Source organism: Massilia cellulosiltytica, from assembly GCF_047325105.1.
GTDB classification, from domain to species: domain Bacteria; phylum Pseudomonadota; class Gammaproteobacteria; order Burkholderiales; family Burkholderiaceae_D; genus Telluria; species Telluria orientalis.
The window spans coordinates 1732223-1744265 of the sequence record NZ_CP168562.1 but is presented as its reverse complement, the minus strand read 5'-3'; the positions used below and the strand labels follow the sequence as shown (position 1 = coordinate 1744265).

Genomic DNA, 12043 nt, shown 5'->3' with positions numbered 1-12043 from the left:
CGAGACCAGGCCATGACCACGACCCATTTCTGCACGCCCCGCGACCTGCTGCGCTACGCCGTGACCCGTTTCAACGGCGCGAAGCTGTTCTTCGGCCACGGCAGCGCCGAAGCGTTCGACGAGGCCGCCTACCTGATCCTGCACACCCTGAAGCTGCCGCTGGACAAGCTCGAGCCCTTCCTCGACGCCCGCCTGCTGCCGGAAGAAATCCTGCAGGTGATGGCCGTCATCGAGCGCCGCGTCAACGAGCGCGTGCCGGCCGCCTACATCACCAATGAGGCATGGCTGGGCAGCTACAATTTCTACGTCGACGAAAGAGTGCTCGTGCCGCGCTCGTTCATCGCCGAGCTGATCCCGAACCTGTTCAGCCCGTGGGTGGCCGATCCGGACGGCGTCGAGAACGTGCTCGAACTGTGCACCGGCTCCGGCTGCCTGGCGATCATGCTGGCGGACGCGTTCCAGAACGCCGTCGTCGATGCCGTCGACATTTCGAAGGACGCGCTGGCCGTGGCCGAGCGCAACATCCGCGACTACAAGCTCGAAGGCCGCGTGAACCCGATCGAGTCCGACCTGTACCAGCACGTCCCGTTCAAGAAATACGACCTGATCGTGACGAACCCGCCGTACGTGAACAGCGATTCGATGGGCAAGCTGCCGCCGGAATACCTGCGCGAGCCGCAGATCGCATTGGCCGGCGGCGAAGACGGCATGGACCTCGTGCGCAAGATCGTCGACGGCGCGGCCGAGCGCCTCACGCCGGAAGGCGTGCTGATCGTCGAGATCGGCAACGAGCGCGAGTATGCGGAAGCGGCGTTCGGGCACCTGGGCCTCACCTGGCTGACCACGAGCCAGGGCGATGATGCCGTCTTCCTGCTGACGGCTGAACAGCTGGCGCAGTAATTCTTAAGACAGTTCCAAAACCGTCGTCCCCGCGCAGGCGGGGATCCAAGTTTGTCAGCGGACCGCTAGCTGAAATTGGGCCCCTGCCTCCGCAGGGGCGACGTTGGTTACATTACCTCTCTTCAAAATGATCCGATTCTCCAACGTCAGCCTGATGCGCGGCACGAAACCGCTGCTGGAAGACGCCGACCTGACCCTCAATCCCGGCGACAAGATCGGCCTGATCGGCGCGAACGGCGCCGGCAAATCCAGCCTGTTCGCGATGCTGCGCAACGAGCTGCACCCGGACCAGGGCGCGATCGACTTCCCCGCGCGCTGGCGCATGGCCTATGTGGCGCAGGAGACCCCGGCGCTCGACCGTCCCGCCATCGAGTACGCCATCGACGGCGACGCCAACCTGCGCACCCTGCAGGCCGAGCTGGACCGCCTGGAAGCCCTGCCCCACACGACGGAGAACGGCCTCGCGATCGGCCACGTCCACTCGGCGCTGGCCGACGCCGACGCGTACACGGTGCAGTCCCGTGCCGAGCAATTGCTGCTGGGCCTGGGCTTCTCGCTGGACCAGATGCGCCAACCGGTCGCCAGCTTCTCCGGCGGCTGGCGCATGCGCCTGAACCTGGCGCAGGCGCTGATGTGCCCTTCCGATTTATTACTGCTGGACGAACCGACCAACCACCTGGACCTCGACGCCATCATCTGGCTCGAGGACTGGCTCAAGCGCTACACCGGCACCCTGATCATCATCTCGCACGACCGCGATTTCCTCGACGAGATCGTGAACGTGGTCGTGCACATCCACGAGCGCAGCTTGACACGCTACTCGGGCAACTACTCCGCGTTCGAGCGCCAACGCGCCGCCCACCTCGTGCTGGCGGCGGCCGCCTACGAAAAGCAGCAGCGCACGCGCGCCCACCTGCAATCGTTCGTCGACCGCTTCAAGGCCAAGGCGACCAAGGCCCGCCAGGCGCAGAGCCGCATGAAGGCGCTGGCGAAGATGGAAGAGCTGGCCCCGCTGCGCGCGGCGGCCGAGTTCTCGTTCGAATTCCGCGACCCGGTCTCGGCGCCGAATCCGCTGCTCGTGATGGAAGACGTCGACGCCGGCTACCCGCTGCTCGACGCGCATGGCGACAAGGTCGGCGGCAAGACCATCGTCCACAAGGTGAACTTCTCGCTGCAGACGGGCCAGCGCATCGGCCTCCTCGGCGTGAACGGCGCCGGTAAATCCACGCTGATCAAGACCGTGGCCGGCGACCTCGCGCCGCTCGCGGGCACGGCGACGCTCGGCAAGGGCCTCGTGATCGGCTACTTCGCCCAGCACCAGGTCGAGATGCTGCGCCACGACGAATCGCCGCTGTGGCACCTGCAGAAGATCGCGCCGACCACGCGCGAGCAGGAACTGCGCAACTTCCTCGGCGGCTTCAACTTCCCGGGAGATATGGTGACGAGTTCCATCAAGCCGTTCTCCGGCGGCGAGAAGGCACGCCTGGCGCTGGCGCTGATCGTGTGGCAGCGTCCGAACCTGCTGCTGCTGGACGAACCGACCAACCACCTGGACCTGGAGACGCGCGAGGCGCTCACCCTGGCGCTGGCGCAGTTCGAAGGCACGCTCGTCGTCGTCTCGCACGACCGCCACCTGCTGCGCGCGACGACCGACCAGTTCATCATCGTGGCCGACGGCCGCCTGCAGCCGTTCGACGGCGACCTGGACGACTACAAGGACTGGCTGTTCCAGACCAAGCTGAAGGGCGATGCCGGCACGAGCGCGCCGCTGCCGTCCTCAAGCCCGGCCGCACCGGCGCCCGCCGTCGACCGAAAGGAACAGAAACGCCTGGAAGCGGAAGAGCGCCAGCGCCTGGCCGCGCTGAAGAAGCCCATCGAAAACCGCATCAAGCGGCTGGAAGAGCAGATGGCCAAGCTGAACGCGAAGAAGGCCGAGGTCGACGCCCGGCTGCTGGAGCCGGGCATCTACGAGGCGGACAAGAAGGAAGAGCTGAAGAATCTCGTGGCCGACCAGGCGTTTTTGACGCGGGACCTGGGCAATCTCGAGAACGAGTGGCTGGAATTGCAGGAGCAGCTGGAAAGCCTGGTCGCCTGATTTTTTACGTACACGCTCGAATAACCGTCGTTCCCGCGAAAGCGGGAACCCATGCTGACTGCTCGAAGTCGACTCTTTGTGGCCAACGAGGTGGAAATGAAGAACGTAGTTAGCATACGCAGTATGGATTCCCGCTTGCGCGGGAATGACGATGCTATTTCTGACGGTTTTTGAAAACAATATTCCGGACACTAGTGCGCGAAGGCGGGAACGACGGTCAGGCGACTTGCCGAGCCCCGTCCTTCTTCGGCCTCCGCACCGACATCAACCGGTCGATATCGACCAGAATCAACCGCCGCGCCCCCATCTGCCCCAGTCCGATCAGGTAATCGACCTGCGCCTGGTCCGCACCGGGCACCGGCGACACCTGCTCGGGCGCCAGCGACACGACGCCCGTCACGCCATCCACCACCATCCCCATCGTGCAGGTCGACAGCCTGAGGATGATCACGTCCGTCATCGGATCGGGCGCGTCCGGCGATGTGCCGCAGGCGGCGCGCATGTCGACGAGCGGCATGATCACGCCGCGCGAGACGGCCACGCCGCCGACGATCTCGCCGTCCGATGTGAAGCGCTCGAGTGCCTTGAGTACCCGGAGTTCCTGCACCTTGGCGACGTCGAGCCCGTACTCGAGGCCGCCGAGGGTAAAACTCAGGAATTGGGTGGTGGTCGTCGTAGTCATGTGCATGGCGGATCCTTTCCTCAAGATCGCCATGCTAAGGCGATGACGATTGGAAATTGTTGAGTGCAGTCAACAATCAATGAGACATTTCCTACCTTGCGCTCAGCGCTTACGTCCGTACAATGTTCGGAATTGACCTAAAGGGGATGACGATGTTCCGGTGGCTGCATAGCCTGTTTTCCAGCCCGCCCGTGGCGCAAGCGCAGCCGCAGCCGGCCGTCGAGCCTGTTCCCGCCCCTGCTCCCGCGCCCGCGCCCGCGGCACCCGCGCCGCAACCGCGCACGGCCCCCGTCTCGTTCGAGCAGCTGGAACGGATCAACGGCGCCTGGCACGCGTGGCTGTTCGACCGCGCGGACGGCGGCCTCGAACTCTCCGACGCCGAGACGCGCGTGCTGGAAGCGCTGGCGGCGATCGTCGGCACGCAGCAGTCCGGCGCGGCGCTCGTGCGGCGCATGCCGGGGCTCGTCCCGCAACTGCTGCAAAGCCTGCGCAGCGAGACGTTTTCCGGCAGCGCGCTGTCGCGCACGATCGCGACCGATCCCGTGCTGGTGGCGGCCGTCGTCCGTCTCGCCAACAGCTGCTACCGGGGGACGGGCCAGTCGATCACGAGCGTCGAACAGGCCGTGATCCTGATCGGCCAGGAGGGCTTGCGCCAGCTGATCACGACGGTCGCGTTCCGGCCCATCATCGACGTTCGTTCGGGGTTTTATACGCGCCGGCTGGCGCAGCACCTGTGGGCGCATTCGGAGCGCTGCGCGATCGCCGCGCGCCAGCTGGCCGGCGCCGGCATCGAACCGTTCGACGCCTTCCTCGCCGGGCTGCTGCAGAACGTGGGGCTGATCGTCAGCCTGCGCATCATGGACCAGGAAGCGAAGGACGGCGAACGCCTCGGCACCGACGTGTTCCTCGCCCAGCTGGCCCGCGCCACGCGCGGCCTGTGCGCAAGCATCGCGCGCGAGTGGAATTTTCCCGACACGGTGGCACAGGCGCTGCTGGAACAGGGCGACTTGCGGCGCGGCGCGGTCATGTCGCCGCTGGGGCGTTTGCTCAAGCTGGCGGATTATCTCGGGAAGGTGCGGATGCTCGTCGAGCAGGGACTCGTCGACGAGGCGGATGAACATCTGTTCGCAGGGCTCCCGCCGGAAGCGGCGCAATGCTACGCCGCCCTGGCGGAAGCCGCCGCGGATTAACGCTTCGTCAGCTTCGCGTCTTCGACGGCCAGCTGCTTGTTCTGCTCATCCAGCCAGGTCTTGAGCGGCGCGAAGTATTCCAGCATCGCGGTCGCATCCATCCTGTCCGACCCCGTCACGGCCTTCAGCGCTTCCGGCCACGGCTTGCTCGTGCCCATCTCCAGCATCTGCTGGAACTTGGCGCCCGCCTTCTGGTTGCCGTAGATCGAGCAGCGGTACAGCGGTCCCGTGTCGCCCGCTTCCTTGCACAGCGCGCGGTGGAACTGGAACTGCAGCACGTGGGCGAGGAAGTAGCGCGCGTACGGCGTGTCGCTCGCGACGTGGAACTTGGCGCCGGCGTCGAAGCCGCCGTCCGCGATCGGCGCGGGACGGGAAACGCCCTGGTACTGCTGCGTCAGCGCCCACCAGGCCTTGTCGTAGTCGGCCGGCTTGACCTGCCCGCCGTAGACCTGCCAGCGCCACTTGTCGACCTTGTACGCGAACGGCATGAACGCGATCTTCTGCAGCGCCGTGTACAGCAGCGGGCCGATTTCCTGCTTCGGATCCGGGTCGGTCTTCATCAGGCCGATCTTCTTCAGGTAAGCCGGCGTGATCGACAGCGCGACGGTGTCGCCGATCGCTTCGTGGAAGCCGTCGTTGGCGCCGTTCTTAAACATGGGCGACTGGTTGCTGTACGCGAGGTCGTAGTACAGGTGGCCCAGCTCGTGGTGGATGACCCGGAAGTCCTCGGCCGTCGGCGTGATGCACATCTTGACGCGCACGTCGTCCTTGCCGTCCAGGTCCCAGGCCGATGCGTGGCACACGACTTCGCGGTCGCGCGGCTTCGTCAGCAGCGAACGTTCCCAGAACGTGGCCGGCAGCTTGCGCATGCCCAGCGACGTGTAGAAGCCTTCGGCATAGCGCGTCATCTCGACGGCGCTCGTCTTGCGCTCTTCCAGCAGCGCCGTCAGGTCTTCACCCTTTTCGAGGCCCGCGGGCTTCAGGATCGGGTACAGGTTGTCCCAGCTTTGCGCCCACATATTGCCCAGCAGGTGGGCCGGGATCGGGCCGTCGGCCGGCACGACGTCCGGACCGTAGGCCTGGCGCAGCTTGTAGCGCGTGTACGTGTGCAGCGAGTCGTACAGGGGTTTCACCTGCTGCCACAGGCGCTCCATCTCGGCCGAGAAGGCATCCGGCGCCATGTCGTAACGCGAGCGCCACAGCGCGCCCGTGTCGGCATAGCCCATCGCGCGGGCGCCCTTGTTCGACAGCTCGACATACTTCGCATAGTCCTGCTTGTACGCGGGCGACTGGGCGTGCCAGCCGAGCCAGACTTCCTTCAGGCGCGCGGGGTCGTGGCTCGTGGCCAGCACTTTTTCCAGTTCGCCCAGCGGCATGCAGTCCGGCTTTGCCGCGCCGGCGGCGGCCGCCGGACAGTATTTCGCCTTGCCGTACGCGCCCGTCATGCTGGCGGCCAGGCGCGCGTATGCGCCGCGGTCGTCGGCGTTTTCCAGCATCAGCGACTGCTGCATCAGCATCAGCTTGCGGGCGCTCGCTTCCGGGACCTTCAGGCCGTTGTAGCGGCGCGCCTTGAGGGCGATGTCGCCGCTCACGGTCAGGTATTGTTCGTTGGCCTGCGCGGTCAGTGTCTCGGTGTCGAGCGTGATGAAGTTCTCGGCCACCCACTCGGCGCGGCCGGCGTCGAGGCCCAGCTGGTCGAGCTTCTTTTCGGATTCGGCGACGAAGCGCTCTGCTTCGGCCACGGTCGGCTTGCCCTTGCTGCTGGCTGCCTTGGTTGCAGAATATGCCGGCGCTGCGAATAGCGCGCCGGCACACATCGCGGCGACCAGCGCGCCGATCGGGCGGCGCTGGAGGATGGGACGCATGGTGTTCAAGGTTTCCCCTCTGTCGGATTGGAGTCGTTATGGGTATGGCCTCGCGGCCACGCCCAAGTATAAACTTTACGACGCAGCGACGGTATCGCTGCTCCACGCGACGCTGCCCGCGCCGCCCAGGAACAGGAGTTCTCCCGCCTGCGGCCCGCGCAGCCGGGTGCGGATCTCGCGCGGCGACCACCGCCAGGGCTGGCCGCCCGCAGGGCTGTAGGCGAGGATGCGCACCTGCGTCTCGCCCTGCACCGAGGCGATCGCCACGCTGGAAATGCTGGCCGCGTCGCCGCGCTGCGCCTGCAGGTTTGCAAGCATGTGCGTGCCCGCCTGCTGCTCCGCTTCCGCGGCCTTGATCTTCGCGGAGACGTCGCCGATCGCCTTCAGCGCCGGGCCCACGTCCTGCGCCATCTTCTGGAACTGGCGCGCCTGCTCGGGCGTCAGGCTGATCTCGCCCTTGCGCACGCGCGTGGCCAGCATCAGGTAGCGGCGCACGTCCGGCTTGCCCGTCAGCGCATCCTGCGCGGCCTTCAGCTGCGCGGCCAGGGTGGCGAACTGCGCGACGCGCTGCGTCACCGCCGCGATCACCTCGTCGATCTGCTGGCCTTCCTCGCGCAGCACGGCCACCAGCATCTCGCTCTGCTTGCGCGGCACCGTGCATTCCACCGTCACGCGCCGGCCCGCGAGCGCGCAGCCCTCGGCCATGTTCACGACGACTTCGTCGCCGACGATCTCGCAGTTGACGGCATGATTGACCTCGACGCGCGTGCCCGCGATGACGCAGTTTTCCGCGCGCTCGACGACGATCCGGCCGTCTTCCGCGCACAGCACCGAAGCCGACGCGACGCCGCGCACGTGGATGTCGCCGCGCGCATTGCGGGCGCTGCCGCCCACGAGGTTCGCGCGCACGTCGACCGTGCCGCCGCGCGACACGAGGCTGCCGAACACGTCGCCGTGGACGGTGATGCTGTCGGCCTCGATCACGCGCTTTTCCTGGACTTCGCCGAACTCCTCGTAGTCGCCGGTGAGGCTCAGGTTACCCGTCGTCTTGGCGCTGACGCCGTCGCGGCTGACGACCTTGTCCTCGACCGAGATGCGGCTCGTCTTCGCATCGACCATCAGGAACCCGGCCGCGCTGGACACGAGGAACTCGCCTTCCGGCGTGCGCTCCACCTTCGTGCCGGTGCCCGCATATGCCGGCAGGTCGACGTCGCGCCCCGGCTCGGGCGGCAGCGGCGCGCCGGACATCTCGAAGCCCATCGCGCCCGCCGTCGCCGGGACTTTCTTCAACAGGCGTACGCCGGCCTGGATCTGCGGGAAGCGGTTCTGGAAGCTGTTCAGGTCGAGGCGGCCATTGCCCAGTTCGAGCGGCGCATCGCTGCGGTGGAGGTCGTCCGACACTTCGACGATGTGGGCATCCTCGCCCGGCCTCGGCTCGAGCTGGCGCGCGACCGTGACGCGGTCGGCCCTGGTGGATTCCATCGCGGCGCGGATGGCCGGCAGGTCGAGGCCGAAGCGGATGCCCTTGATCCACACGTCGGCGATGAATTCGTCGAGATCGAGGCGGGTCTGGAAGCCAGGGGCGTCGGGGTCGGCCGGGTCGGGCAGCCAGACGGGCTCGAAGTAATATTCCGCATAGCCGCGTCCGATCTTGACGGCGCGGTACAGGGCACGGCGCGCCGGATCGAAGGTCTGGATGTCGGCCGCGAAGCGCACGAGCGTCGTGCCGTCCGGCCCTTGCGGCAGCTCCGGACCGTGGCCGAACAGCGCCTTCATCAGCACGGGATAATCGATCCCCGTGAAGTAGTTCCCCGCGCGGTAGACGTTGTCGATGGCAGCGACCAGCGTGGTGCCGAGCACGGAGGGATCGGCATACACGCCGTCGTCGCGTTTGGCGATGCAATGCTCGGGACCGGTCGCGGCGAACCGGGTCGCCGTTACGGAAATGTCTGTGGTCACGATACGCTCCGTGCGGTTGATGCCGCGGCATGGGCTGGGCCGCGGCAGAATCCGGCTAGCGTATCATGTTGTCACTTGAAAATAAACAACAAGCAACTAAGTTGATGTAGAGAAATTTCAGCGACGCTGAGGGTACAGGTCCATGCCCGCTTCGTTGATCTGGCGGCGCAGGTCGCGCCGTTCGTCCGGCGTCATGCGGCTGCCGCGGCGCTCGTGCTGCTGCTCGCGCTGGTCCTGCTGCTGGGCACGGCGCTGTTCCTCGTAGGCGCGCATGTCGTCGCGCTGGTCGCGGCCCTGCGGAGGCAGGCGGAAACGCGAGAACTGCGGCTGCGATTGCGATTGCAAGTCACCCCGGTCGCCGCGGTCGTCCCGCCGGTCGCCGTTTTGCTGGGCAAACGCGCCGCCGGCTCCCAGCACCAGGGCGCACGCCAGCACAGCGAAGCGGGCCAGGCGGCCGGCCTTTTTCGCTGCGTGGTGATGTGTGAACGCACTGTTCATGGTGTTCCTCATTCGCGTTGCCGTGTCAGGAGTAAGCTGTGGTTTTGAGCTGTGGTGTAAGCTGCGATTCGATGAGGCCAGTGTATGAGGAATCGACTCCGGGCATAAGGCGAATTGGGTAAAGTTTGTAACACAATGTAATGGCTCAACGATACCCCCTTGGCGTCGAGCCATAAGACGTTACCATAGCGACATTAATCTGACAAATCCGACAGAACAATGAATGCAACGAGCTCGAATGCCGGCACGGCCGGCGCGAATGGCGGCCACTCCGCCCGGATCATGGTCGTCGACGACGACGTGCGCCTGCGCGACCTGCTGCGCCGCTACCTGACCGAACAGGGCTTCCAGGTCGTGACTGCCGAAAGCGCGCCGGCAATGAATAAACTGTGGCTGCGCGAGCGCTACGACCTGCTCGTGCTGGACCTGATGCTGCCCGGTGAAGACGGCCTGTCGATCTGCCGCCGCCTGCGCGGTGCCGGCGACCAGACCCCGATCATCATGCTGACCGCGAAAGGCGAGGACGTCGACCGCATCGTCGGCCTCGAGATGGGCGCGGACGACTACCTGCCGAAGCCCTTCAACCCGCGCGAGCTGGTGGCCCGCATCAACGCGGTCCTGCGCCGCAAGGGCCCGGACGAGATCCCCGGCGCGCCGAGCGAGACGCCGCAAACCTTCGAATTCGGCGACTTCGTGCTGGACCTCGGCACGCGCACGCTCAAGAAAAACGGCGAGACCGTGCCGTTGACCACGGGCGAGTTCTCGGTGCTGAAAGTGTTCGCGCGCCATGCGCGCCAGCCGCTGTCGCGCGAAAAACTGATGGAACTGGCGCGCGGCCGCGAGTACGAAGTATTCGACCGCTCGCTCGACGTGCAGATCTCGCGCCTGCGCAAGCTGATCGAGCCGGACCCGTCGAGCCCGCTGTACATCCAGACCGTATGGGGCCTGGGCTACGTATTCATTCCTGAAGGCCAGCCGCGCTAGTGTTCGCATCAACGTCGAAGGAACAGGCCATGCCGCGGATTTTCGGCAGGATGAAGAGTGGCCTGTTCTGGCGCACCTTCTTCCTGCTGTCCATGCTGACGGGCCTGTCGATGGCCTCGTGGATCGGCATGCTCAATGTCTTCCAGCGCGGCCCGCAGGTCGAGCAGACGGCCGAGCTGCTGGTCTCCGTCGTCACCATCACGAAGGCCGCGCTGACGCACTCCGCGCCCGACCTGCGGCGCGAACTGTTATTCGAGTTGGTGTCGAACGAGGGCATCCGCATCTACGACGTGAAGCCGACCGACACGGTCGAACCGCCGCCGCCAAATTCGCTGATGCCGGAAGTGGCCGCCCTCGTGCGCGACAAGCTGGGCCCGGACACGCGCTTCTCACGCATGGTCAACGAGATCCCCGGCTTCTGGGTCAGCTTCGACATCGACGGCGACAAGTACTGGCTCATGCTCGAGCGCGACAAGCTGCCCGGCCTCACGCGCGTGCAGTGGCTCGGCTGGGCCACGGTCGTCGGCGTGCTGTCGCTGCTGGGCGCCGCACTGATCTCGAGCCTCGTCAATCTGCCGCTCGCGCGCCTGACGGCGGCCGCGCGCTCGATCGCCCAGGGCAAGCGCCCTACTCCGCTGCCGGAAAAAGGATCGCGCGAGATCATCGAGGCGAACCGCAGCTTCAACCAGATGGTCGACGACCTGCAGCAGCTCGAGAAGGACCGCGCCGTGATCCTGGCCGGCATCTCGCACGACCTGCGCACCCCGCTCGCGCGCATGCAGCTGGAAGTGGAGATGGCGCCGCTGTCGGACGAAGCCCGCACCGGCATGCAGTCGGACATCGCCCAGATGGACGCCATCATCGGCCAGTTCCTCGACTTCGCGCGCCCCACGGAAAGCGCGACGTTCGTGCCGGTGAACCTCTCGGAACTGCTGGAAGATTGCGCGCACACGGCCGCCCGCCTGCCGGACGTGCGCACGACGACCGACATCGACGCGGACATCCACGTGATGGGCAACTCGACCGACCTGCGCCGCGTGATCAACAACGTGATCGAGAACGCGCGCCGCTACGGCAAGACGCCGGGCGCGGACGTCACCGAGATCGACATGGCCCTGCACGTCAGGATGACGGGCCACGGCCGCCGTGCCGTCGTCGAGATCAACGACCACGGCACCGGCGTCCCGGACGACCAGATCGAGCAGCTGCTGCGGCCGTTCACCCGCCTGGACAGCGCCCGCGGCCAGGCCAACGGCGCCGGCCTGGGCCTCGCCATCGTCGAACGCGTGATCACCCGCCACAACGCCGAGCTCACCGTGCGCAACCGCGACGGCGGCGGGCTCGTGCTGCAGTTCGCGTTGCCCCTGGCCACCTGACTCTTTCCCCATCGCACCTTAAGTTGCGGCGTTAAGCGAAACGCCGCACGGTCGCGCCCGCAACGCGGCAGTACAGTCGGTCTACACCTACTTATGAGGAGGCCAAGATGAAAAAACTGCTCATTGCCGCTTTGGTTGCAGGCTCCTTCGGCAGCGTCGCGCTGCCGGCCGCCGCCGACGTCGTCATCCGCACTGCCCCGCCCCCGCCGCGCGACGAGCGCATCCCGGCCGCGCGCCACGGTTACGTGTGGGCCCCGGGCCATTGGGAATGGCGCCACGGCCGCTACGTCTGGACGAACGGCAAATGGCTGCGCGAGCGCCACGGCTACGCCTACCGCGCACCGACCTGGGTCGAGCGCGACGGCCACTGGGTGATGGAACGCGGCGGGTGGCGCCGCGGCGATCGTGACGGCGACGGCGTGCCGAACCGGTTCGACGACCATCCCAACAATCCGCGCCGGGACTGACGCAGCGGCGGCACCGCGCCCGGACAG

At 66.6% G+C, this 12043-nt stretch carries 10 protein-coding genes; 6 read left to right on the top strand and 4 right to left on the bottom strand.

All coding sequences use genetic code 11. The annotated features are described in order from the left end of the window. The first annotated feature begins 12 nt into the window (after positions 1-12). Together prmB and ACEN9H_RS07755 are read left to right on the top strand one after the other, a co-directional pair. Positions 13-900 carry a 50S ribosomal protein L3 N(5)-glutamine methyltransferase gene (prmB, locus tag ACEN9H_RS07760; RefSeq protein WP_413674305.1) on the top strand — a complete coding sequence of 296 codons (888 nt, stop codon included), beginning with the start codon at positions 13-15 and terminating at the stop codon, positions 898-900. Between the two features lie 127 nt (positions 901-1027). Further along, entirely contained in the window at positions 1028-2995 is a 1968-nt protein-coding gene (locus ACEN9H_RS07755; protein WP_371764465.1) for an ATP-binding cassette domain-containing protein, read from the top strand. A 217-nt stretch (positions 2996-3212) separates the two neighbouring features. Here the strand turns inward: ACEN9H_RS07755 and ACEN9H_RS07750 are convergent, their stop codons facing one another. Then, the gene (locus ACEN9H_RS07750) at positions 3213-3677 is read right to left on the bottom strand and encodes a chemotaxis protein CheW (protein ID WP_056137447.1); all 465 of its coding nucleotides are present in this window, start codon (positions 3675-3677) and stop codon (positions 3213-3215) included. Between the two features lie 152 nt (positions 3678-3829). Between ACEN9H_RS07750 and ACEN9H_RS07745 the strand changes: the two genes are divergently transcribed. Next, positions 3830-4867, top strand: a complete 1038-nt coding sequence (locus ACEN9H_RS07745; RefSeq protein ID WP_413674304.1) for an HDOD domain-containing protein — start codon at positions 3830-3832, stop codon at positions 4865-4867. Here ACEN9H_RS07745 and ACEN9H_RS07740 read toward each other — a convergent pair. The 3 genes from ACEN9H_RS07740 to ACEN9H_RS07730 all read right to left on the bottom strand — a co-directional run bounded on the left by ACEN9H_RS07740 (position 4864) and on the right by ACEN9H_RS07730 (position 9189). Beyond that, positions 4864-6732 (bottom strand): M2 family metallopeptidase, encoded by a 1869-nt coding sequence (locus tag ACEN9H_RS07740; RefSeq protein WP_371768151.1) that lies wholly within the window; start codon positions 6730-6732, stop codon positions 4864-4866. The two genes, ACEN9H_RS07745 and ACEN9H_RS07740, sit on opposite strands and share 4 nt — an antisense overlap. A 75-nt stretch (positions 6733-6807) precedes the next feature. Next, positions 6808-8691: a flagellar assembly protein A gene (locus ACEN9H_RS07735; protein ID WP_413674303.1), complete on the bottom strand. Its 1884-nt coding sequence runs from the start codon at positions 8689-8691 to the stop codon at positions 6808-6810. Positions 8692-8808: 117 nt separating this feature from the next. Continuing rightward, a complete protein-coding gene (locus ACEN9H_RS07730; protein WP_202114494.1) occupies positions 8809-9189 on the bottom strand; it encodes a hypothetical protein in 381 nt (126 codons plus the stop codon). Between the two features lie 219 nt (positions 9190-9408). Here ACEN9H_RS07730 and ompR point away from each other — a divergent pair, with 219 nt between their 5' ends. The 3 genes from ompR (at position 9409) to ACEN9H_RS07715 (ending at position 12016) form a co-directional block, all read left to right on the top strand. After that, positions 9409-10173, top strand: a complete 765-nt coding sequence (gene ompR / locus ACEN9H_RS07725) for a two-component system response regulator OmpR (protein ID WP_056137191.1) — start codon at positions 9409-9411, stop codon at positions 10171-10173. Positions 10174-10202: 29 nt separating this feature from the next. Then, complete coding sequence (locus ACEN9H_RS07720) at positions 10203-11549, top strand: ATP-binding protein (RefSeq protein WP_056137190.1); 1347 nt, start codon at positions 10203-10205, stop codon at positions 11547-11549. 107 nt (positions 11550-11656) lie between these two features. Further along, positions 11657-12016 carry a YXWGXW repeat-containing protein gene (locus tag ACEN9H_RS07715; RefSeq protein ID WP_056137188.1) on the top strand — a complete coding sequence of 120 codons (360 nt, stop codon included), beginning with the start codon at positions 11657-11659 and terminating at the stop codon, positions 12014-12016. Positions 12017-12043: the final 27 nt, after the last annotated feature.

Coding starts and splice junctions, on each gene's coding strand:
- prmB (WP_413674305.1), top strand. CDS start 13: ATGACCACGACCCATTTCTGCACGCCCCGCGACCTGCTGCGCTACGCC.
- ACEN9H_RS07755 (WP_371764465.1), top strand. CDS start 1,028: ATGATCCGATTCTCCAACGTCAGCCTGATGCGCGGCACGAAACCGCTG.
- ACEN9H_RS07750 (WP_056137447.1), bottom strand. CDS start 3,677: ATGACTACGACGACCACCACCCAATTCCTGAGTTTTACCCTCGGCGGC.
- ACEN9H_RS07745 (WP_413674304.1), top strand. CDS start 3,830: ATGTTCCGGTGGCTGCATAGCCTGTTTTCCAGCCCGCCCGTGGCGCAA.
- ACEN9H_RS07740 (WP_371768151.1), bottom strand. CDS start 6,732: ATGCGTCCCATCCTCCAGCGCCGCCCGATCGGCGCGCTGGTCGCCGCG.
- ACEN9H_RS07730 (WP_202114494.1), bottom strand. CDS start 9,189: ATGAACAGTGCGTTCACACATCACCACGCAGCGAAAAAGGCCGGCCGC.
- ompR (WP_056137191.1), top strand. CDS start 9,409: ATGAATGCAACGAGCTCGAATGCCGGCACGGCCGGCGCGAATGGCGGC.
- ACEN9H_RS07720 (WP_056137190.1), top strand. CDS start 10,203: ATGCCGCGGATTTTCGGCAGGATGAAGAGTGGCCTGTTCTGGCGCACC.
- ACEN9H_RS07715 (WP_056137188.1), top strand. CDS start 11,657: ATGAAAAAACTGCTCATTGCCGCTTTGGTTGCAGGCTCCTTCGGCAGC.